The organism is Nostoc sp. 'Peltigera membranacea cyanobiont' 210A (assembly GCF_002246015.1).
Lineage (GTDB): Bacteria > Cyanobacteriota > Cyanobacteriia > Cyanobacteriales > Nostocaceae > Nostoc.
Genome location: NZ_NOLJ01000007.1, coordinates 177,898 through 200,525, shown reverse-complemented (window position 1 = coordinate 200,525; position 22,628 = coordinate 177,898). Strand labels below are relative to the sequence as shown.

The window sequence follows — 22,628 nt, the reverse complement described above, 5'->3', positions numbered from 1 at the left end:
TTATAGCGTTTTCAGTGGTACGAAATACATTTTTTTCATCGTGATGCACAGTTATACGCCCCTACAGATAGTGAAGATTCTTAAAGCAACCTGATTTTGAATCCCCTCTTTTCTGGAAAGATGAATCGAAGGTTTATATGAACTTAGATAGATTAAATTTTGTATCGTAATACACATATAACACATGAACTAAAAAGCATCCATAAACTAAAGGTAAGCCTACGATGCGGGCCGCAAGCTTTAAAAGTAAGGCATAATACGGTTTTCCCAATTCCCAATTTTCAAAACATTTAGGAGATTAAAAAATGGTTCAGGTTAGTTATGGTGGACAGAACGGCCAAAAGTATGAATTTGCTATCAGTAAGGAACACGTTGTAGTGCGTACCGAAAGCCGCAGCACTCTTGTGGGTGCAAGATCCTTTGAAGTCGCACCTGTGTCACCTACAGCTCGTAGCATCCTCAATCAATTTGAGTTAAAAACACGGTTTCGGCAAGCGGGTGTAGAAATTCTGCAAGCTAAAGTTCCAAATCAGGGGGCCGCTTTGCGCGATTATGCCCGTGAAATTCTCAACAGAGAGTCTGAAGTCCAATTTGCCGGACGTGTCCTCATCGATCCAGTATCCCAGCAACCTGTAGTCTACACTGAAAACCTTTTTGTTAAATTTGATAGTGAACAAGAGTCAGGTGTCTGCCAAGAGGTTTTAAGACGTTACAACTTAACAATTAAACGCCAACTTGAATATGCACGAAATGCTTACTTTGTCAGTGCCCCTGCAAATACCGGTATAGCCGTCTTTGACATTGCCGAAAGACTTCTAAATGAGGAATCAGTTGAACTGTGTCATCCTGAACTAGCGCGTGAGTCACGCCAACGTCAGGTTTTCCCGCAGCAGTGGCACTTAAAGCAAACAACAATTAATGGTAAGACAATTAACGCCCATGCCAACGTTGAAGCCGCTTGGAAGTTGAGCAATGGCACTGGGACAATTATTGCAATTATCGATGATGGTGTGGATCTCGATCATGAAGAGTTCCGTTCCTCTGGCAAGATTGTTGCCCCGCGTGATGTCACACGTAAAACGAACAATCCCAGACCGGGAAATGATAATAACCACGGTACATCCTGTGCAGGAGTAGCGTGTGCAAACGGTAACTTTGGGGCATCTGGTGTAGCACCGGGTGCAAAGCTCATGCCGATTCGTTTAGCTTCGGCGCTGGGATCGCAGGATGAAGCAGATGCTTTTGTTTGGGCAGCTCAAAATGGTGCTGATGTTATTTCTTGTAGCTGGGGACCAGCAGACGGTACTTGGTTTGAGCCAGACGATCCTGCACACAAGCAAAAAGTACCTTTGCCTGATTCCACACGACTTGCTATAGATTTTGCAATCAATAAAGGGCGCAATGGCAAGGGCTGTGTAATTTTATTCGCAGCTGGCAATGGTAACGAAAGCGTCGATAATGACGGCTATGCCAGCTATCAAAAGGTGATTGCAGTGGCAGCCTGTAACGACTACGGCACAAGAAGCGCTTACAGTGATTTTGGTCAGGCGGTTTGGTGTGCCTTCCCCAGCAACAATGGTGATATTTCTCAAACCACTGGAATTTGGACAACCGATCGCTCTGGTGTACTCGGTTATAATTCGGGTAATCGAAATCTGGGTGAAGCTTTAGGCAACTATACGAACGAATTTGGCGGAACTTCTAGTGCTTGTCCAGGTGCAGCAGGTGTAGCAGCCTTGATTCTTGCCAGAAACCCAAATCTGCGTTGGGATGAAGTGCGAGATATTTTTAAACGCTCCTGCGATCGCATTGATTCAGCCGGAGGTAAATATGATGCCAATGGTCGCAGCCCCTTTTACGGTTACGGTCGAATTAATGCTCTGAAAGCTGTAGAATTAGCCAAGCCCGCGCAAACATCGCCCATTAGTATTTTCCAGGCAGTGCAAGACATCCCAATTAACGACTTGCAAACATCAACATTATCGTTGGCGATCGCTAATACCACCCTCCTCAAATCCATCAAAGTTAATGTAGATATCGAGCATACGTATATTGGGGATCTTATAGTTACTCTCCTTCCCCCAGTGCAAACAGGTATACTTCCCATAGTTCTGCACGATCGCCAAGGCGGAGCTACAGATAATATTAAAACAACTTATGACGAGGTAAACACCCCTAAACTTGCTGCCTTTAAAGGTAAAAGTCCCCAAGGAACCTGGACTCTGGAAGTTGCAGATAAAGCTGAAGGAGATACAGGAAAGATTCGCAGTTTGACTATTGAAATCGGATTTTAAGTAGGAGCGAAGGGTTTTTGGGTTTCTGCATAGATTCGGGAATCATAACTAATTAGCCAGACTTGATATTACCCCCCTTATAAAGGCAGGGCTGTTTCATTCCATTTCAAACAGGATTTGTCAAGATGGTTAGCGAGAAAATTGTAAGTAATGCTAGTCATGAAATGAACATTTAATCACTGAGATATCAGTAAAATAGTTCATTTTCTCTGCACGCTGGTAACAAAATAACCAATTTTTAATTGCTAGAACCCTTGATTTTTAAAGCTCTTTGGGGAATGATATCATGTCCGCTTGATTACTTATTAAACCCGAAGAACCCCACCCCGCCAAAGCTACGCTTTCTCTCCCCTCCCCGCTTGCGGGGAGGGGTTGGGGGTGGGGTGCAATGACTGTGGGAATCATAACTATTTATTCGGACATGATATGAAACAGCCCTGCCCTTATAAAGGGGGGAAACAAGAAATTTAGTTCCCTCCCCAATACATACGGGGAGGGTTAAGGTGGGGTATTTTTAATGCTCTGTTAAATAACCACATATTACTGAGCAAAAATCAAAATATTCTTCCCTGTAAGAACTTCCGCTTTGACGTTTCCGTGTTATGCGCAGCCTGTAGCAGCTTCCGCCTTCCCTGTAAGAACTTCCGCTTTAACGTTTCCGTGTTACGCGCAGCCTGTAGCAGCTTCCGCTTTAACGTTTCCGTGTTTTGCGCAGCCTGTAGGAACTTCCGCTTTAACGTTTCCGTGTTACGCGCAGCCTGTAGCAGCTTCCACTTTCACGTGAAGCAAAACCATTTTGTCTCATTCCCAGTCTCCGACTGGGAACAAGGTTTTAAAAGAGTTTTAACTTATAGTTGACACCAGTTACAGCGGTTTTTTGACTTTTGCAAGAGGTCTAATCTGTTAACTTTGAGTCACAGCCTCTTTCGCCAAGAATTTCTCTAACTCTGTCAGCGCATCAGCATCAACTTTAGTTTGCATTGGACAGAACTTCGGCCCACACATCGAACAAAACTCAGCAGTTTTATAGATATCTGCTGGCAAAGTTTCATCGTGATATTCCTTAGCTCTTTCGGGATCGAGTGATAATTCAAACTGACGGTTCCAATCGAAGTTGTAACGCGCCTTAGAAAGTTCATCATCTCTATCTCTTGCACCAGGGCGATGTCTGGCAATATCAGCCGCATGAGCCGCTATTTTATAGGCAATCAACCCATTTCTGACATCTTCGGCATCTGGTAGACCCAAATGTTCTTTAGGTGTTACATAGCACAGCATTGCAGTACCGTACCATCCAGCCATCGCGGCTCCAATCGCTGAAGTGATGTGGTCATAACCGGGAGCAATGTCTGTCACCAATGGCCCCAACACATAGAAAGGTGCTTCAGAACACTCTTCCATCTGCTTACGGACGTTGAACTCAATTTGATCCATTGGCACGTGTCCAGGCCCTTCCACCATCACCTGTATATCATCTTCCCAGGCTTTGCGAGTTAGCTGTCCGAGGGTTTTCAATTCAGCTAATTGTGCTTCATCTGAGGCATCATGAGTGCAGCCAGGACGCAGGGAATCTCCTAAACTGAAGGAGACATCGTACTTTTTGAAAATCTCAATAATATCTTGAAAGTGGGTATAAAGCGGGTTTTGTTTGTGGTGATGTAGCATCCACCGCGCCAAAATCCCGCCGCCGCGAGAGACAATACCAGTGAGCCGATTTCTCACCAAAGGCAAATGCTCAAGCAAAATCCCTGCGTGGATAGTTTGATAGTCTACTCCTTGCTGGGCGTGCTTTTCGATGATATGGAGAAAATCATCAGCAGTTAGGTTCTCAATTGTGCCGTGGACGCTTTCTAAAGCTTGGTAAACCGGCACTGTACCAATGGGAACAGGTGAAGCCTTGATGATTGCGGTGCGAATTTCATCCAAATTACCGCCGCCTGTGGATAAATCCATCACGGTATCAGCACCATACTTCACCGCCAGATTCAGCTTATCAACTTCTTCTTGAAGATTAGAAGAATTAGGGGAAGCGCCGATATTAGCATTTACCTTACATTTAGAGGCGATGCCAATAGCCATCGGCTCTAAATTAGTGTGATTAATATTCGCGGGGATAATCATTCGTCCCCGTGCTACTTCCTCACGAATGAGATCGGCCGGGAGATTTTCCCGTTGGGCGACGTAGTGCATTTCTTCGGTGATAACACCTTGGCGGGCGTAGTGCATTTGAGATACATTAACCTGCCCACGTCGTTTAGCAACCCATTCAGTCCGCATATTGTATATTCCTCAATAAACAGCTTCCCTCCGCTGGTATTACCCAGACTCAGGTGTTAAGGGTTTGATCTCAGCCTCGTTATGTAGGCACCCCTAGCATGGATGTAGTGTAGCACCTTGGTTATATCTGGGAGCAAAGGTGTTAACAATTTATGAGGTAAAACAATTTTGGATTTTAGGGTTTAGGCGCGAATTTCATTTGCACAAGGACGACCCTGTTCAATATCGGTAATATTAGCAAAGGTTGTTTCTGCAATATTGTAGAGAGCTTCTGCTGTAAAAAAGGCTTGATGTCCGGTGATAAGTACATTGGGGAATGTTGTCAGACGCTGAAAAATATCATCTTGAATAATTTCGCCAGACAAATCCTCAAAGAACAATTCCGATTCTTGTTCGTAGACATCTACACCAAGATAGCCAATTTTACCAGATTTCAATCCCTCAATCACAGCTTGGGTATCAATCAGCGCTCCTCGGCTAGTATTAATTAGCATCACACCTGGCTTAATCTGTTCTATAGCCTCAGTGTTAATTAAGTGATGGGTTTCAGGAGTCAGGGGGCAATGCAGGGAGATAATATCGGAATTGGCAAATAGCTCAGGTAGTTCTACATACTTTCCACCTAGCGCCTCCAATTCGGGATTGCGATAAACGTCATAGGCGAGTAGGTTACAGCCAAATCCCTTCATAATCTGTCCTAAAATCAGACCGATTTTGCCGGTGCCAACAATGCCGACTGTGCGCTCATGCAAATTAAATCCCAACAGTCCATCTAAAGAAAAATTGCCTTCTCGAACACGGTTGTAGGCACGATGAATTTTGCGATTTAGGCTTAAAATCAATCCTACAGCGTGTTCTGCCACCCCATAAGGTGAATAGGCGGGAACACGCACAACGGTAATTCCTAAGTCTGCTGCGGCTTGTAAGTCTACATTGTTAAACCCTGCACAGCGAAGGACAATCAGACGAGTTCCCCGTGAGGCGAGAAGTTCTAAAGTTGTGGCATCAACCTGATCGTGGACAAATACGCAAACCGCTGGAAATTCGGCAGCAAGGATAGCCGTATCCCGATTTAAACGGGGTTCAAAAAATACTAACTCGTGTTGGATGGGAGAATTTGCAGCTGACAAAAACTGCCGATCGTAGGCTTTTGTACTGAAAACTGCTACTTTCATGCAAAACCTCAGATTTTATGTATGCTGCACGGTGTTCGAGTACATAATACCTTGACGTTTAGAAAAGCGATGTCTACAACGAGCGTAGCTGCGGCATTTTTGAATATTTTTTAATCGGTACTCTGGCAGGATAAGTTAAAGAAGCGATGTCTACGACGGGCTACGCCTACGCAATCCAGTACTCTCAATTAAAAGCTTTTAACGACCAGGTATGATGGGGCGATCGCCTTTTTGAAATCTGCTCCATGATTGTTGTAAAGCAGCAGGAGCAGGATTCTTAGCATCATAAACAACAATCACATTAGTTAGTGGGCGTCCGGCGGGGACTAAAATTTTACCGTTAGCAGCAAAAGCTTTCGATGCACCACCATCTAAATTCATCGCTTCGTGACAGCCGATTGCTTTCATTGCTTGCGCTTCTTGCTGTAAAGTTAATCCACTATCAAAATTGATCAAAAATAGCTTTTTACCATCAGCAGGAAACCCGATCGCAGTTCGGGCGCCAGTACCTAAAACACCAGGATCTTTAAATCCTTCAACATCCGGCTTCAGCCAAATTTGTCCCTGTCTCAACAGTCGAGGCCCGCAGGTAATAGACAACCAATGTTGATTCCATTCCGGTTTACCATCAACCCGTGCTGTCACCATTTCCGGTTTATTGCCAACTCGCAACCCCAAAGTAGTGCCATAATTTTCCCACTGGCTATATTTGATGAATCTTCCTGCTGCTACCATGTTACCCATCACTGTTTTCTGGGCATTCTTGGCAAAAAATGTACCATTAGCAACGACAGCGGCGCGATGACGAGCCACTAGGTTATTAAATTCTTCATCACCACTAGTTTTTTGATTAGTATTAGCCAAAGTTGCATTATTCGCTAAACCAATAGTAATGAAGGTTTTGGGGTCAGTGAGGTCAATAATAGTTTGATAAAAAGAGAAACCATTTACCTTACCCCTCTTAACTTGTACAGTTTGAGCGGCTGCGGGGAGTGCCAATGTTAATCCTTGTGCCAAGACAGCACCTCCTAAAAACAAGAAAGACCGTCGGCAAATTTTAGAACTTGGCATAAGCAACTCTTCACTATATTGTTTTTATTAGGATGCCCAAATCTTTGGATAATTTTGCCCAGTGTGATGGGGGCACTTCGGCTACGCTCAGTGACCGAGGAGTGACCGAGGAGCAGGGGAGCAGGGGAGCAGAGGAGAAGTTGCAGTAAGTTTTTCTCCTCTGCACCTTTTCCTCTTATACCTAATGACTAATGACCAATGACAAATGACAAATGACAAATGACCAATGACAAATGACAAATGACAAATGACCAATGACAAATGACAAATGACAAATGACAAATCATTACCGATATATTATTTTTTACAAACCATACGGCGTTCTCAGCCAGTTTACAAAAGATGCCCCTACACATAGCACCCTAAAAGATTATATTGATGTGTCTGATGTGTATCCTGTGGGGCGCTTAGACTGGGATAGTGAAGGATTACTGTTGTTAACCAATGATGGACAATTACAACATCGCCTTGCCCATCCGCGTTTTGGTCATAAACGTACTTACTGGGTACAGGTAGAGCGAATTCCAGATGCAGAAGCTATCAAAAGGTTGCAAACAGGTGTGGAAATTCAAGATTACCGCACTCAACCAGCAGAAGTTAAGCTCTTACCAGAAGAACCACAGCTACCTGAACGCACCCCACCGATTAGATTTCGCAAAAATGTACCGACAGCTTGGCTGGAAATAACTTTGACAGAGGGAAAAAACCGCCAAGTTCGGCGCATGACTGCGGCTGTCGGGTTTCCGACTTTGCGACTGGTCAGGGTCAGCATCGCTCACCTACAATTAGATGACCTACAATTGGGTCAATGGCGCGATCTCACCGCTTCTGAACTCCATAATTTTAGTAAATCGAAAAGTTTTACCCCAAAAGCCGCCCCATAATAGGAATATTGCTAATAATTCCAAAGACTCAATACGCTAGGGATTTCCAACATTACTAAATTTCTTTATACCGCGAATTACTAGCCAAGCTCCTCCAGAGGAGATCAACAACAACGGTGTTAACCAATCACCCCAACGCACATATAAAGTCTGTGTCTGTCGCCGATAAATTGTTTCAGCATGAGTTTCGTAGGTATTATATCCAGACATCCATAAGGTTTTGCCATGAGGATCTACAAAGGCTGAATATCCGGTATTAGTTGCTCGTGCTGACCAGCGATCGCTTTCAATAGCCCGCATGATATCCTGTGCATGATGCTGGAATGGCATGGATGCAGTGTAATGGGCATCGTTAGAAGAACTGAGAATAAATTGCCCACCCGCAGCCGCTTGACGGCGAAATTGTTCAGGAAAAGCAGATTCATAACATATACTAGCGATCGCTCGACCAAAAGGAGTGTCAAATAGCTGATTTGCTGAACCAGCAACTTGGTGTGCATCCAAAGGCGACAAGCGCTGAACTAGTCCACCTAAAATTCCTTCAAAGGGAATATATTCTCCCAAAGGTACTAGTTTTGACTTATCGTAGCGGCTAACAATTTCACCTTTAGGATTGAAAGTAAACAAACTAATTGTATAACTGTCTCCCCGTTCGCCAAAAGCTCCAATCCAAGCAACTACGCCTTTTTCCTTCACAGCTGCAACTAAGGCCGTTTCTAGCAAATTACGCTGGAAAATAGGTAAGGCTCCTTCTGGGGTCAGGACTGCATCTACACCTTGATTTGCTAAAGTTAGATATCCATTGGTGTAATTTTCTTGGGCGCGACGAAACCCTTCGGAACTTCGTAAAAGTCGGTTCGGGATATTACCTTGAATAATCCCCACTTTTAAGGCCGCTTCTGGGGGTTGAGCAATGGGGCGGCTGTATAAGATAAAACCTATGAGGTGTAAAGCAATTAATAATCCTGCGGCGGTAGCTAAGTATTTATTAACGAACCGCAGAGGCGCGGAGGACACGGAGGAAATTCTCTCTGCGCCCTCTGTGCCTCTGCGGTTCATCCATCCTTCAGCAATTAAGCCATTGACGGCAACGATCGCTGCTGTCACAGTATTAGGCCCAGACAGTTGCCCTAGATGTACAATTACAAGATTATGCGGACTTTGTGTGTAAGCAAGGGAACTCCACCACAAAGGCCCAGCACTCCACAGACTCTCTAAGCCACACCAGACGGCTGTACCAATTAGTATACGTAGCCACGGTTTTTGTCCGGCTAGGCGAACCATCACAGCCGCCCAAATAGCAAGAAATACCCCTCCCAATACACTGATAAATCCCCAACAAAAAAGGGTGATTGCCAAACTCGGCAACCAAGGAACGCCCAACCAAGTCATCGGATGAATTCCGGTAATCCAAGATAGTGCGACACCGTGATAACCTATACCCCACAGGAAAGCCGGGGGGAATTGGTTTTTGCCTTTGGCTGAGGTGACAATTAGCACCCATAAGGGGACTAGGGCAATCCAAGCCAGGAACCATGCACCTACTGGGGCTACGGTTAGCCCCATAAAAATGCCGCTAGCAAATGTAATCAAATAGGGGAGTAAGGCAATTAACCTCTCCCCCTGCTTTTTATTCTGCTTCTTCTGCATCGACAGCATCAGGTGGAACTATTGCTACTCCGGTAATAGCGTCATCTTCGTCTAAACGCTGCACTCTGACTCCAGTTGCCGATCGCGATTGGATAGAAATCGCATTCACTGCTTGACGAATGATAATACCGCGATTTGTCACCATCATGATTTCATCATCATCGTTGTTCACAATGCGTAGGGTTGCTAGCTTGTCTTTGGTTTTGCGGTTTTTGAACTTGGTTGCCATTAAACCCTGACCAGCACGATTTTGCAGCCGGAATTGAGCAACTGGTACGCGCTTACCATATCCACCCATTGTAATTACCAACACCCAAGGGCCAACTACGCCACTGCTAGGCACTTCTGCGGACTCTTCAGTAATTTCGGTAATTTCGATATCTTCTGTTTCGATTGTTTCGATTGCTTCGATATCTTCAATTTCGGCTTCTGTAACATCCAAAGTTTCCAGAATTGCTGCGGGCAGAATATCCATACCCACGAGTTCATCTTTATTTTTGAGTTTCATGGCTTTTACCCCACGAGTCGCCCTACTTAAAGGACGCAGTTGTTCGTGGTTGCACCGGAAGTTAATCGCCATTCCGTTACGAGAACCAATGATTACGCTGTCCTCTACTTTAGCGCGTCGTACCCAGCGCAGTTGGTCGCCTTCTTCTAAGGAAATGGCAATCAAGCCATTGGCGCGAATATGACTAAAGGCTGCCAATTCGGTTTTCTTGATATTGCCGCCCTTAGTGAGCATGACCAGATATTCTTCGCTGCTAAACTCGTCAACCGGTACAATTGAGGTGATTTTTTCCTCTTTGGGAATCGGTAGCATTTGGACGATTGGTGTGCCACGACTGGTACGCGAACTCGCTGGAATTTGATAAGCTCTCAGGCAATAAACAACACCACGCTCACTAAAGAATAAAATACTGTCGTGATCGCAGCAAGTCAAAAAATGCTCAATGGTATCATCATCTTTCACCTTGGCTGCGGCTTTGCCTCTGGTAGCACGGCTTTGGGCTTCAAAGGTGTTGACTGGCATCCGTTTGATGTAGCCTTGCTCTGTCACCAGAATTATCGCTTTTTCATTGGCAATTAAGTCGCGATCGTCTAATTCCCCTTCCCCTGGTAAAATCACCGTGCGGCGGGGTGTGGCGAAGTTAGTTTTGAGTTGCCCGACTTCAGTTTCAATGATTTCTAGCACTCTCTCCCGACGTGCCAAAATATCTTGCAAGTCGGTAATCTTCGTTTGTAATTCTTCGTGTTCCAGACGAATTTTATCTGCTTCTAAGGCAGTCAAGCGGCGCAATTGCATCTGCAAAATCGCATCTGCTTGCACTTCTGAGAGTCCGTAAGTTGTGATTAATTCGCCTTTAGCTGTGGGTGCATCGGGCGCATGGCGAATTAAGACAATAATCGGATCTAACTGAGATAGGGCAATTAATAACCCTTGGAGGAGATGATCGCGTTCCTCGGCTTTCCGCAATTCGTAACGGGTGCGTCTAGCAATGGATTCGATGCGGAAATCCAAGAAGACGGTTAAGAACTGCTTGAGGGTGAGTACTTGGGGTTCGCTATTCACCAACGCCAACATATTTGCGCCGAAGTTGGCTTGCAGTGGCGTTTGCTTGTAGAGGTTGTTCAGCACGACGCGGGGATAAGCATCACGCTTGAGTTCGATGACAACTCGCATCCCGTCGCGATCGCTTTCATCCCGGATATCTGCAATCCCTTCTAGACGCTTCTCGTTCACCATTTCGGCGATTTTTTCAATCAGCGCCGCTTTGTTGGTTTGATAGGGCAATTCGGTGATGATAATTGCTTCTCTATCTGGGCGTCCCCGTTGTTCAACGGTTTCAATGTTAGCTACACCACGCATGGTAATAGAACCGCGCCCGGTAGTGTAAGCTTCTCGAATGGCAGATGTTCCTAAAATTTGCGCCCCAGTCGGAAAGTCTGGGCCGTGGACATACTGCATTAATTCGAGATCGGTGATTTCTGGATTGTGGATTACAGCCACCAAAGCATCAATCAATTCGCCCAAGTTGTGGGGCGGAATGTTGGTTGCCATACCCACGGCAATCCCAGAGGAACCGTTAAGTAGTAACTGGGGAATCCGTGCTGGTAAAACTGTCGGTTCTTGCTGGGAACCGTCGAAGTTATCGGCAAAGTCTACAGTTTCTAATTCGATGTCGTGGAGTAGACCAGCACTAGTTAAAGCTTGCAAGCGGCATTCTGTGTACCGCATTGCGGCTGGCGGATCGTTGTCTACCGAACCAAAGTTACCATGCCCGTTAACTAGGGGCGATCGCATGGAAAAATCCTGCGCCATCCGCACCAAGGCATCATATACTGCCGTGTCACCGTGGGGGTGATATTTACCCAATACTTCCCCCACTACACGGGCGCATTTCTTAAAGGGGCGATCGTGGAGCAGACCTAGCTCGTGCATTGCGTAGAGAATGCGACGATGCACAGGTTTTAGACCATCCCTGGCATCTGGCAACGCCCGACCCACTATCACGCTCATGGCGTATTCCAGATAAGACTGCGACATTTCGGTTCGCAAGTCAATCGGGATAATCCTCTCCTGTGAGGTTGTCATAACCTAAAAATCTCCAAAAATCGTAGATTTTAGCTTTTTTACTCAACAAAGCGCAAAATTATTCTAAATTGCTCTTGAATAATTGCTATAATTTGATACAATCTTAGCATATATTGCTTTTTATTGCCTGGGCAGCTAACTCAGGCAATTGTTTGATCCGTAGCTTCTCTCTGGGATTTGAGTTGAGATGCAATCAGAGGAACTTTAGGGGCAAGAAAAAATCCAACCAAACTGGCAAAAAGGATTGGCGTAAAGGGACTCAAGTTAGTCAGTTTTGACAGTAGCAAAGTCGTACTGATCGGTGTGCGGGTTACGGCTGCGTTGACAGCCGCCATTGTACAAATCATGGCAAGGGCAGGATCGAGTCCCGGAACTAAGACTGCTATTGCTTTACCAATGCAAGCACCAGTGAAAAATAGGGGAATGATGAATCCACCGCGCCACCCACCTGTTACCGTAATGCTAATGGCAGCCATTTTCCCAAGAGCTAGAGTTAAGAGAAAAACAGCACCAAAGTTAGCAGTTAGGACTGAATCTAACTCCTCATGTCCAAAATAACGGGTGAGCGGTAATAAAACTGCTAAAATGCCAAGTCCCACTCCTGCTAGTGTTGTACGTACATAAATCGGAACAGGAGTTGGTGCAGAGACGCCCAGACGTGAAACGACTTGCCAAAAGGCATCGCAGCCGCGAAAAATACCCATAAAAATCCATCCTGCCACTGCCCCGATAATTCCAAACACGATCGCGATCGCAAAATCATCAATCCTTTCTAAGTGATACTGAGGAAAATGCCAAGTGGGGGCAATACCCAAATGTGTAATTGCTGCAAACACCAGATAGCTGGCGCAACTTGAAACAATAGCTGGCATTAAGGCTTCGTAATATTCCACAATATGCTCGTGGTGCAAAATCTCCAAAGCGAACATCGCACCACCAAGAGGTGCGCCAAACAACGCAGTGAAGCCAGCTGCCATTGCTGCTAAACTCATGGTTCTGAGGTCTTCACCTTGGAGTTTTAAGCGATCGGCAATCCAAGTACCAAAAGAACCTGTTACCTGTACGAGTGGTGCTTCTGGGCCAGCACTACCGCCTGCCGAGATGCTGACTAGAGAAGCAAGAATCATTGAAGGATTTTTGCGAATATCTAGGCGTCCGCCACGAAAATGAATATTATCAACAATCACAGCGATTTCACCGGGATTTCCCAAAAAATGAATCACCAGACCGATAATTAAACCGCTAAGTGGCATCACTATCAGCAGACTAAAACCCTCAAATCGCTGGAGTCTGTGAGTTAAAAACTCTAGAATATTCCAGTACAACGCCGCAAATAGACCACCAGCAGTGCCCACGACTATCCAGCGGATAACCCACTCCGAAATCATTAGGGGATTACGATTACGCTTTACCAGTCCAAAAAGTTGAGCAAATGTCCAGCGTTGAGTTTGATTGGGAGCGGGGGGCTTGTTTGGTAACACTGCTTATTTCCTATTTATTTGTGAAACCTAGAGTACTGAATATTTACGCTTTTTATGGTAGAGGCTATTTAGTTTAGTGAATCATTTTTGGTCTACAAAGTGCGATATTTTTGACGGGTCATAAAAAGGGACGTACATCTGTACGCCCCTAAAATATTTATCTGCGTAGGCGTAGCCCGCCGTAGGCATCGCTGTCACTGGAACCATAATATTTCCCTGACTGGAAGCATAACTTTTCCGTCAGGAGTGCTGTAACCAGTATTTCCCCGTTAGGCGATCGCACCCCTGATTGAAAAATTGGAAGCATAATATTTCCGAAAGTCTAAATTGGAAGCATAAGCTTTCCGTGAGACAAGATTAATTTTTATGAGGAAACTGCTTGACTACATCTCATCGCAAGTCGCTTAGAACAGAACCGTAATTCAGAAAACTAACGCAGCGAAAAACTATATCGAAGAAAAAAGAGATGAAAAAATACAAATTTGGTTTTTAGCGATCGCTCTCCTGCTCTCCTAAAGAATAGTCATACTTCCTAAAACTCCCAGGTTTGCTGTAAAACTATCTTTCTGCGCCCCGAAATGTAGATATAATAAGCAGATCGATATAGAGACACATGGCAGACCATCACCAACTCTCCAACTTCATTTGGCAAATTGCTGACTTATTACGGGGGCCTTACCGTCCACCGCAGTACGAGCGTGTAATGTTACCAATGACGGTGCTGCGTCGCTTTGATTGTGTACTTGCGCCAACTAAACCGCAGGTACTAAAGGAATATTACAAGAGGAAAGATACATTTAAGGATGATGCCCTAGACGCAATGCTGAATAAAGTAGCAGGGCAACGTTTTCATAATCGATCGCAACTTGATTTTGAGCAGCTTAAAGGTGATCCCGACAATATAGATCAACATCTCATCAGCTACATTAAAAGCTTCTCAAAAAACGTTTACGATATTTTCGAGCGATTTGAGTTTACTGCTGAAATTGAGAAAATGCGTGAAGCAAATATTCTCTATCTTGTTGTTTCTAAATTTTGTGATGTTAACCTGCATCCTGATGACTTGGATAACATCGATATGGGATTGCTGTTTGAGGATTTAATCCGCAGATTTAATGAAGCAGCTAATGAAACAGCAGGCGATCACTTTACGCCGCGAGAAGTGATCCGTTTGATGGTAGATATTTTGTTTGATCCCGATGACGATATCTTGACTAAACCGGGGATCATTCGCAAAATGCTTGACCCTACCTGTGGTACTGGTGGAATGCTGGCTGAGGCACAGAATTATTTACGCGAAAACCATGCAACTGCAAAATTGTGGGTATTTGGGCAGGATTTTAACCCCCGTGCTTATGCTATGGCTGCCTCAGATTTGTTGCTGAAAAGTAATGATAACAGTGATATTCGTTACGGTGATTCGCTGATTAATGACCAATATGAGAATGATAAATTTGATTATTTCCTTGCTAATCCCCCGTTTGGTGTGGACTGGAAAAGGCAACAAAAAGAGGTGCAACGCGAACACGAAAAGTTAGGTTTCGCTGGTAGGTTTGGCGCAGGTACGCCGCGAGTTAATGATGGCTCGTTGCTATTCTTACAGCACATGATTAGTAAGTTTGAGCCGTATCAACCTGAAGCAGGGAAAAATGGCTCACGTTTGGCGATCGTTTTTAATGGTTCACCGTTGTTTACTGGTGGTGCGGGTAGTGGTGAAAGTGAAATCCGTAAATGGGTGATTGAAAATGACTGGTTGGAAGCGATTATAGCCCTGCCAGAGCAAATGTTTTATAATACTGGTATTAGTACTTATATTTGGATTGTTACCAATCGCAAGCAGCGACACCGCAAAGGAAAGATTCAATTAATAGACTCTCGCACTCGCTGGCAACCTATGCGCCGTAGTTTAGGTGACAAACGCCGCTATATGGGTGAAGAAGATATCGCCGCAGTGGTGCGGGACTATGGTGAGTTTGTAGAAAGTGAAACAAGTAAGATTTTTGATAATGAAGACTTTGGTTATAATCGCGTTCCCATTGAAAGACCGCTACGTTTGCTCTACCAAATGGATGTAGAACGCAAAAGCCGATTTTTAGATGCTGTGCCTCACTTATTAGATGATGTGCAAGCGATAGATAGAGAATTAGGAAGAGAACCCCGTCCTAATTGGAGTGAGTTTGACAAGCTGATGAATGCTTTAATTAAGCGGCGTGGTAGCAAGTGGAAAAAGACAGAAAATAAGCTGTTTCGGGATGTTTTTACAGAGCGTAATCCAGAAGCCGAGGGGGTTATTCTCAAGCAACGTAAAGTGATTGACGAACCTAATGCGCGTGTTTGGGGTTGGTTCCGGGATGCTAAAGGCAAGGTAGAGCTTATGTATGAGCCAGATACGCAACTACGGGATTTTGAAAATGTGCGTTTGACAGATGAAATTGTGGGCTATTTTCACCGTGAGGTTGAGCCGCACGTAAATGATGCGTGGGCAGACGGTGATAAAATTCGCAGTGCTTATGAGATTAATTTTAATCGGCATTTTTATAAATACACTCCTCCGCGACCTTTAGCTGAAATTGATGCTGACATTAAACGCATGGAAGAAGAGTTTATGCGTTTGCTGCATGAGGTGATAATGTGACAAAGTTATGGTTACAACACCTGCCTGAGAGATGGAAAGCGGTGAGACTCAAAACAGTTGTTGAATTGAAAACACTTCGGGCTAATGGAAGTTCTATAGACGGAAATTATCTTGGGTTAGAAAACATCGAGCCGTGGACAGGAAGATTACTTAAGTCCGCAACGAGCGAAAACACATCTAATGACGAAGATGAAAAAGAAAGTGCAGTGAGTTGCTTTGAGCCAGGTAATATTCTATTTGGTAAGCTTCGCCCATACCTTGCTAAAGCGCATCTTGCACAAGAATACGGTATTTGCACAACTGAACTACTAGTCCTGAAGCCTAGTGAGCTTTTGTTTGAACGTTTTCTTCTTCAGGTATTGTTAACTCCTGAGTTTATTAACCTTGTCAATGCAGAGACATTTGGAGCCAAAATGCCTCGTGCTGATTGGAATACAATTGGTAATCTTTTAATTCCGCTACCCCCACTCTTTGAACAACGTGCGATCGCAAATTACCTTGATCGTGAAACTGCCAAAATAGACACACTCATCTCAGATAAAGAGCGTCTGCTTGATTTACTGACGGAAAAGCGCCGCGCTCTTATCACTGATGCTGTTACTCATGGTTTAAATCCCACTATTCCCTTGTGGAATTCAGGTTTTGAGTGGTTAGGGAAAATTCCACAACATTGGAATGTTAAAAGAATAAAGTTTTTGATATTTGGCATTGATACTGGCTTTTCACCACAGTGTTATAACTTTCCAGCACAGGAAAGAGAGTGGGGAGTATTGAAAACAGGATGTGTCAATGGTGGTATTTTCAATCCTCAAGAAAACAAAACTCTGCCTCCTGAAATTGAGCCACCTTTAGAACTTGAGGTAAAAAAAGATGATATTCTGATGTCTCGTGCCAGTGGCTCTAAAGACTTGATAGGTTCAGTAGTGCTTGTACAAAATCAACCTAGTGAGAGATTGTTGCTTTCAGACAAAATTTTTAGGCTTAAGCTTAATACTGAAATTTGTGATGCTAAGTTTTTTGTCATCACAATGGGATCATTCATTGTTCGACAGCAAATTCTACAGTTTGTAAGTGGTGCAGAAGGGCTTGCAAACAATATCGCTCAAAGTGATATTCGTGAGCTATTGTTTCCTGTACCTCTAATGGAAGAACAAATAAAGATTGTTTCATTTGTTGAAGAAAAAACAAGTAAAATTGATAAACTATCTCATGCTGCTGTAATGACTATCGACTATTTACATGAGCGTCGCGCTGCATTGATTACAGCAACAGTCACCGGACAAATTAAAATGACTGGATAATGTACTTAGTCAATATTAGTAAGTAAATTTTTATTTTCACCTCACTAAATGTATCAATTTTTGAAGAAAGAAACAATAAAATTGATACCTTATACAAACATGAGCTATAACCTATTAGCTTCAGCGTTTTGCTGCACAAATTATAGCAGCAATTACTGGACAGTTTACTGTAACAGTAGTCTAAAATGCAACTTAAGTCTCTGACACTTACTGATTTTCGTTCTTTCGAGCAAGCAACGTTTGAGTTCCAACCAGGTATGAATCTACTCGTCGGTATCAACGGTGTAGGCAAATCTAGTGTACTTGATGCCTTGCGGATTGTACTGTCAAGAGTGTTACCCAACTTTACTGCCTGTCAAGATAAACGCCTCAACTTTGAAGTTGATGACATTATGGTGGGGCGCGATCAACTTGCTGTTGACCTTAAATTTCAGGCGTTTGACATTCCTTTCGTCTGTAATGTAACCAGGGGTAAAAACCATAAGGTTGAGTTCAAGCCGGATAACAAGAATATTCTCGAACCTCTCAAAAGTGATGATGAGCAACCACTTGTAGTCTATTTTTCTACACGACGCTCTGTACCTATTGAAAAAGTGCTGAATGAGAAAAGTAGTGCGGGTAATCAGTCTGCTGCTTTTGCTGAGGCATTAACTCATCGAATGCTACGTCTCCGGGAATTTGCCGAATGGTGGTTGGTACAGCAGACTCTTTTAGGTGAGGACGCGGCGTTAGCACAGCAACGTCTGAAAGTTATGACAAACGTTGTTACAAGGTTTTTGGACTGGTGTACTAATCTGCGTGCTGTTGATAAACCGAAGACTACATTAATCCTAGACAAAGATGGAATGACAATTGATGTTAGTCAACTTTCAGATGGTGAGCGTGGTCTGTTGGCGTTGGTACTAGACCTAGCACGACGACTTTCTCAAGCTAACCCTAACCTAAAAGATCCACTAGAGAATGGTAAAGCTGTTGTCTTAATTGATGAAATTGATTTGCATCTACATCCACGCTGGCAACGCACGATTGTAGACCAACTAATCCAAACATTTCCAAAATGCCAGTTTATTGCTACGACACACTCCCCACAAATAGTGGGTGAAGTGCCAGCAGAGAGTATCCTTCTGCTGGAAAGTGGTCAGCAACCTTTCCGACCAGGCCAATCTCTAGGTATGGATAGTAACTGGGTGTTACGCTACTTGATGGGTGCTGCTACAAGGGATAGCACAACTGAACAGGCACTAAGCCGCATTGCGGACATGATTGAAAACGAGGAGTATGATGAAGCAACTAATGTGATCGATGATATGCGTTGTCAAATTGGCGAATTTCCAGAATTAGTACGTTTACAAACACGAATCGATAGGATACGGCTGTTAGGAGAGTAAATGAAGCATATTGCTAAAGGTTCTGAACCAAAAGAATTATGTAAATGGTTCGAGAGCGCGCCTATTGATGATCATGGCAAGCGAATTAATTGCAGTTATGAAAATGGTTTACCAAGTGATATCAGAAGGTTAGTTCAATACAATCTACTAAAAGAGCAAGGATGGCTATGTTGTTATACTGGCATCCGCATTAGTGAGGAAAGATCACATATCGAACACTTCAAGCCACAGAGCCTTTGTAGAAAGGAAGGCAACTATGAAGATGTAAATTACAATAATTTATTAGCAGCCTATCCTAAAGGAGAATGCCAATTCGGGGCAAGAGCCAGACATAACTGGTATGATGCTGATTCGTTTATAAGTCCGCTTGACAGACAGTGTGAAACAAAATTCATCTTTGATATGGAAGGACATATCAAACCTGCTGATGATAGAGATAAAACTATCCAAGATACTAATAAAAAAAATAATAAAAGTAGTCCTGCTAATATAACTATTAAAAAATTGGAGCTCGATCATGATCTTCTCATCGAAATGCGTCGAGAGGCTATTAACGAGGTATTTTTTTCAGAAAACAAAAAGTTGAGTGAAGCAAAACTACGCACAATTGTAGAGAATGGTTATAGTCATCGAGACAGACAGGGACGCTATCCACATTTCTGTTTTGTGATCGAGCAAGTAGCACAGGAACTTCTACGTAAAACAGAACAAAATCGCAGACGTAGAGAAGCCATTCACAGACAGTCACATCAATGAGCGATAATTCTTCTTCCTTTCGTCATAGCGAAACTGCATTTGAGAACGTAATTGAAAATCACCTTCTCACTCACGGCTATGTCAACGTAACAGATAAATTCGATCGCACTCGCGCTCTTTTTCCCAATATAGCGATCGCATTTATCCAGCAAACTCAATCCAAAGAATGGAAAAAACTAGAAGCACTCCACAAAGAAAAAACCAGTGAGCAAGTGCTGACAGACCTGTGTAAATGGCTGGACACTTACGGCTCACTACACACTCTGCGTCATGGATTCAAATGCTATGGTCGAACTCTGCGTATTGCCTACTTCAAAGCTGCCCACGGACTAAACTCAGATTTAGAAACCCGTTATGCTGCCAACTGCGTTGGTATCACCCGACAACTGCAATACAGTGAGCGAGAAAAAAAGCGATCGCTTGACATTACTCTTAGTCTCAATGGTATCCCACTTGTCACCCTAGAGCTAAAGAATCCACTCACAGGGCAAACAGTGGAAAATGCCAAACAGCAATACTGCCAAGACCGTGACTCCAGGGAAACTATCTTTGAGTTTAAACGCCGTACCTTAGTACATTTCGCCGTAGATACCGAAGAAGTATGGATGACTACACGCCTAGCCGGAGACGCTACCCACTTTTTGCCTTTTAACAAAGGATATGATGGCGGGGCAGGTAATCCACTAGACCCCCAGAGACGTAATTACCGGACTGCTTACCTATGGGAAGAAGTCTTACAACGCGACAGTCTACTTGATCTGTTGTGTCGATTTCTGCATCTCCAAACAAAAGAGAAGCGAGACGATGATGGTCGCAGGTTTAAAAAAGAAACCATGATATTTCCCCGCTATCATCAACTTCAAGTTGTGCGTTTACTGGTAGATGCGGCAAGGAGTGAAGGTGTAGGACACAACTATCTCATTGAACATTCAGCAGGTAGCGGTAAAAGTAACACCATTGGTTGGCTGACTCATCGCCTTGCCTCTTTATACAATGACCAAAACCGTCGTGTTTTTGATAGTGTAATTGTAATTAGCGATCGCCGCGTACTTGACCAACAATTACAAGACGCAATTTATCAATTTGAACATCGTCAGGGCGTTGTCGAGAAAATCGACGATAATTCCCGACAGTTGGCGCAAGCGTTGGAAAGTGCTGTTCCCATCATCATCACGACCCTCCAAAAATTTCCCTTTGTGACTCGCCAGTTAATCAAACTAGCAGAGGAACGTAACGAGCAGAGTAGTGGTATTCTACCTACCCGTCGCTGTGCCGTGATCATTGATGAAGCACACAGTTCACAATCAGGCGAAACAGTCACCGAGTTAAAAGGTGTACTTGGCGGCGAAGAGTTGCAAGCCCAAGCACGTAACCGCGCTCAGGAAGAAGGACTAGAAAATCTAGAAGAACTTTTCCGCAGTTTAGTCAAACGTTCTCATCAGTCCAACCTGAGTTTCTTTGCATTTACCGCCACACCAAAACATGAAACCCTAAAATTCTTTGGTCATCGCGGAGAGCCTTTTCATCGCTACACTATGCGTCAAGCAATAGAAGAAGGCTTTATCATCGATGTCCTGCGTAATTACACAACCTATAAAGTCTACTTCAACCTGATCAAAGCCGGTAAAAACGACCCCAACGTAGAACGCAAAAATGCTGCCCGCTCCCTGGCTCGGTTCATGCGCCTACACCCCCATAATATTGCCCAGAAGACAGAAGTAATGGTGGAACACTTCAACACCTTTACCCGCCACAAAATCGGTGGTCAAGCCAAAGCAATGGTAGTAACTAGCTCCCGCATAGATGCAGTGCGCTACAAACAGAGTTTCGACAAATACATCCAGGAAAAAGGGTATCCTATCAAAACCCTGGTAGCCTTTTCAGGTGTAGTCACAGACGACAAGATTCAAGATAAAACTTACAGCGAACAGGAGATGAATAAAGGTATTCGGGAGAAAGAATTGCCCGAAAGATTTGCTACCAATGAGTATCAGGTTTTACTTGTAGCTGAAAAATATCAAACAGGCTTTGACCAACCCTTGCTACACACCATGTATATTGACAGGCGATTGGCGGGTATTCAAGCAGTACAGACCCTTTCTCGCCTCAACCGCATTCACCCACTTAAAGAAGATACATTTGTCTTAGACTTCATTAACGATCGCGAAGAAATTCGCCAAGCATTTCAGCAGTTTTACGAAGGCGCAGAGTTAGGAGCAGAAGCAGACTCTCAACAACTTTACCAACTCCAGAGCGAACTAGACGCTTTAGGAATCTATTTAAATGAGGAAGTTGAACGCTTTTCTGAAATTTACTTTAAACCGAAACAGCGTCAGAGTATATCTGACCATCAAGGGATGAATGCAGCACTTGACCCAGCCGTTGACCGCTTCCGCGTTTTGGATCACGATCAACCAGAAGCAGCTAAAATTTGGCGTAAAAAGCTGACAGCATTTCGTAACCTTTACGCTTTTTTGAGCCAGATAATTCCCTACCAAGACTCTGATTTAGAACGCCTCTACATTTTTTTGCGTCACCTATCATCGAAACTGCCACGCCGCCCGAATGAAGTACAGTACGATTTTGATAGCGAAATCCAGCTAGAGTATTACCGCCTCCAGAAAATTAGTGAAGGCTCAATAGAGTTAAGCAAAGGTAATGCCCGTCCCCTAGATGGGCCAAAAGATGTCGGCACAGGTATTGTCCGTGGGGATACAGTCAAACTATCACAGCTAATCGACATTATCAACAATCGTTTTGGTACTGATTTTCATCAAGCCGATCAATTGTTTTTTGATCAACTTGTGGAGACTGCTGCCAATTACGAAGAATTACAACAAGCAGCACAGGTAAACTCTGCTGACAAATTCGCCTTGCTTTTCAATCAGATGTTAGATTCTCTGTTTGTTGAGCGAGTAGATCAAAACGAGGCAATTTTTGCACGTTACATGAATGACCGTGATTTTCAGAAGATGGTGTCAGATTGGCTAGTTTCAGAAGTATATCAGCGTCTCACTAGCAACTAAAAATCTGCGTATGACAATACAGTGATCCGCTATTTTTTTAGGATACAACGAGTTTGAAAACACGCTCTAGGCAATCTGTTGGGCTAATGAAAAATTC

At 43.9% G+C, this 22,628-nt stretch carries 14 protein-coding genes and 1 riboswitch; of the genes, 7 read left to right on the top strand and 7 right to left on the bottom strand.

Annotated features, from left to right (window positions below; translation table 11 throughout):
• Positions 1–305 precede the first annotated feature (305 nt).
• Positions 306–2,294, top strand: coding sequence for a S8 family serine peptidase (locus CDG76_RS22950; protein ID WP_094351231.1), 1,989 nt, complete (start codon positions 306–308; stop codon positions 2,292–2,294).
• A gap of 903 nt (positions 2,295–3,197) precedes the next feature.
• Here the strand turns inward: CDG76_RS22950 and thiC are convergent.
• The 3 genes from thiC to CDG76_RS22930 form a co-directional block, all read right to left on the bottom strand.
• Positions 3,198–4,571 carry a phosphomethylpyrimidine synthase gene (thiC, locus tag CDG76_RS22940; protein WP_094351230.1) on the bottom strand — a complete coding sequence of 458 codons (1,374 nt, stop codon included), beginning with the start codon at positions 4,569–4,571 and terminating at the stop codon, positions 3,198–3,200.
• An 8-nt stretch (positions 4,572–4,579) separates the two neighbouring features.
• A riboswitch (TPP riboswitch) is annotated at positions 4,580–4,676 on the bottom strand.
• A gap of 77 nt (positions 4,677–4,753) precedes the next feature.
• Positions 4,754–5,746 (bottom strand): 2-hydroxyacid dehydrogenase, encoded by a 993-nt coding sequence (locus tag CDG76_RS22935; RefSeq protein ID WP_094351229.1) that lies wholly within the window; start codon positions 5,744–5,746, stop codon positions 4,754–4,756.
• Between the two features lie 198 nt (positions 5,747–5,944).
• On the bottom strand, positions 5,945–6,817 hold the full coding sequence (locus CDG76_RS22930; RefSeq protein ID WP_094351228.1) for a phosphodiester glycosidase family protein: 873 nt from the start codon (positions 6,815–6,817) through the stop codon (positions 5,945–5,947).
• 275 nt (positions 6,818–7,092) lie between these two features.
• Between CDG76_RS22930 and CDG76_RS22925 the strand changes: the two genes are divergently transcribed.
• Positions 7,093–7,701 carry an rRNA large subunit pseudouridine synthase E gene (locus tag CDG76_RS22925; RefSeq protein ID WP_094351227.1) on the top strand — a complete coding sequence of 203 codons (609 nt, stop codon included), beginning with the start codon at positions 7,093–7,095 and terminating at the stop codon, positions 7,699–7,701.
• A gap of 36 nt (positions 7,702–7,737) precedes the next feature.
• Here the strand turns inward: CDG76_RS22925 and lnt are convergent, their stop codons facing one another.
• The 4 genes from lnt to CDG76_RS37580 all read right to left on the bottom strand — a co-directional run bounded on the left by lnt (position 7,738) and on the right by CDG76_RS37580 (position 13,732).
• On the bottom strand, positions 7,738–9,351 hold the full coding sequence (gene lnt, locus CDG76_RS22920) for an apolipoprotein N-acyltransferase (protein WP_094351226.1): 1,614 nt from the start codon (positions 9,349–9,351) through the stop codon (positions 7,738–7,740).
• Entirely contained in the window at positions 9,332–11,944 is a 2,613-nt protein-coding gene (gyrA, locus tag CDG76_RS22915) for a DNA topoisomerase (ATP-hydrolyzing) subunit A (RefSeq protein ID WP_094351225.1), read from the bottom strand. The genes lnt and gyrA overlap by 20 nt, the downstream gene beginning before the upstream one ends.
• 140 nt (positions 11,945–12,084) lie before the next feature.
• The gene (locus tag CDG76_RS22910) at positions 12,085–13,425 is read right to left on the bottom strand and encodes a chloride channel protein (protein WP_094351224.1); all 1,341 of its coding nucleotides are present in this window, start codon (positions 13,423–13,425) and stop codon (positions 12,085–12,087) included.
• 157 nt (positions 13,426–13,582) lie between these two features.
• Positions 13,583–13,732, bottom strand: coding sequence for a hypothetical protein (locus CDG76_RS37580; protein WP_190240950.1), 150 nt, complete (start codon positions 13,730–13,732; stop codon positions 13,583–13,585).
• A 306-nt stretch (positions 13,733–14,038) separates the two neighbouring features.
• On the opposite strand from CDG76_RS37580, the gene CDG76_RS22905 reads away from it, so the two are divergent.
• The 5 genes from CDG76_RS22905 to CDG76_RS22885 all read left to right on the top strand — a co-directional run bounded on the left by CDG76_RS22905 (position 14,039) and on the right by CDG76_RS22885 (position 22,531).
• Positions 14,039–16,060, top strand: a complete 2,022-nt coding sequence (locus CDG76_RS22905; RefSeq protein ID WP_094351223.1) for a type I restriction-modification system subunit M — start codon at positions 14,039–14,041, stop codon at positions 16,058–16,060.
• Positions 16,057–17,361 carry a restriction endonuclease subunit S gene (locus CDG76_RS22900; RefSeq protein WP_094351222.1) on the top strand — a complete coding sequence of 435 codons (1,305 nt, stop codon included), beginning with the start codon at positions 16,057–16,059 and terminating at the stop codon, positions 17,359–17,361. The genes CDG76_RS22905 and CDG76_RS22900 overlap by 4 nt, the downstream gene beginning before the upstream one ends.
• Before the next feature lie 185 nt (positions 17,362–17,546).
• Positions 17,547–18,749 (top strand): AAA family ATPase, encoded by a 1,203-nt coding sequence (locus CDG76_RS22895; protein WP_094351221.1) that lies wholly within the window; start codon positions 17,547–17,549, stop codon positions 18,747–18,749.
• Positions 18,750–19,505, top strand: a complete 756-nt coding sequence (locus tag CDG76_RS22890; protein ID WP_094351220.1) for a retron system putative HNH endonuclease — start codon at positions 18,750–18,752, stop codon at positions 19,503–19,505. It begins immediately after the preceding gene.
• Entirely contained in the window at positions 19,502–22,531 is a 3,030-nt protein-coding gene (locus CDG76_RS22885) for a type I restriction endonuclease subunit R (protein WP_094351219.1), read from the top strand. The genes CDG76_RS22890 and CDG76_RS22885 overlap by 4 nt, the downstream gene beginning before the upstream one ends.
• The last annotated feature ends 97 nt before the right edge of the window (positions 22,532–22,628 follow it).

What these genes read in the sequence shown, in the direction of transcription:
- CDG76_RS37580 (WP_190240950.1), bottom strand. Translation starts at nt 13,732, where the DNA reads ATGCTTCCAATTTTTCAATCAGGGGTGCGATCGCCTAACGGGGAAATA.
- CDG76_RS22930 (WP_094351228.1), bottom strand. Translation starts at nt 6,817, where the DNA reads ATGCCAAGTTCTAAAATTTGCCGACGGTCTTTCTTGTTTTTAGGAGGT.
- CDG76_RS22905 (WP_094351223.1), top strand. Translation starts at nt 14,039, where the DNA reads ATGGCAGACCATCACCAACTCTCCAACTTCATTTGGCAAATTGCTGAC.
- lnt (WP_094351226.1), bottom strand. Translation starts at nt 9,351, where the DNA reads ATGCAGAAGAAGCAGAATAAAAAGCAGGGGGAGAGGTTAATTGCCTTA.
- gyrA (WP_094351225.1), bottom strand. Translation starts at nt 11,944, where the DNA reads ATGACAACCTCACAGGAGAGGATTATCCCGATTGACTTGCGAACCGAA.
- CDG76_RS22935 (WP_094351229.1), bottom strand. Translation starts at nt 5,746, where the DNA reads ATGAAAGTAGCAGTTTTCAGTACAAAAGCCTACGATCGGCAGTTTTTG.
- thiC (WP_094351230.1), bottom strand. Translation starts at nt 4,571, where the DNA reads ATGCGGACTGAATGGGTTGCTAAACGACGTGGGCAGGTTAATGTATCT.
- CDG76_RS22885 (WP_094351219.1), top strand. Translation starts at nt 19,502, where the DNA reads ATGAGCGATAATTCTTCTTCCTTTCGTCATAGCGAAACTGCATTTGAG.
- CDG76_RS22925 (WP_094351227.1), top strand. Translation starts at nt 7,093, where the DNA reads ATGACAAATCATTACCGATATATTATTTTTTACAAACCATACGGCGTT.
- CDG76_RS22950 (WP_094351231.1), top strand. Translation starts at nt 306, where the DNA reads ATGGTTCAGGTTAGTTATGGTGGACAGAACGGCCAAAAGTATGAATTT.
- CDG76_RS22890 (WP_094351220.1), top strand. Translation starts at nt 18,750, where the DNA reads ATGAAGCATATTGCTAAAGGTTCTGAACCAAAAGAATTATGTAAATGG.
- CDG76_RS22895 (WP_094351221.1), top strand. Translation starts at nt 17,547, where the DNA reads ATGCAACTTAAGTCTCTGACACTTACTGATTTTCGTTCTTTCGAGCAA.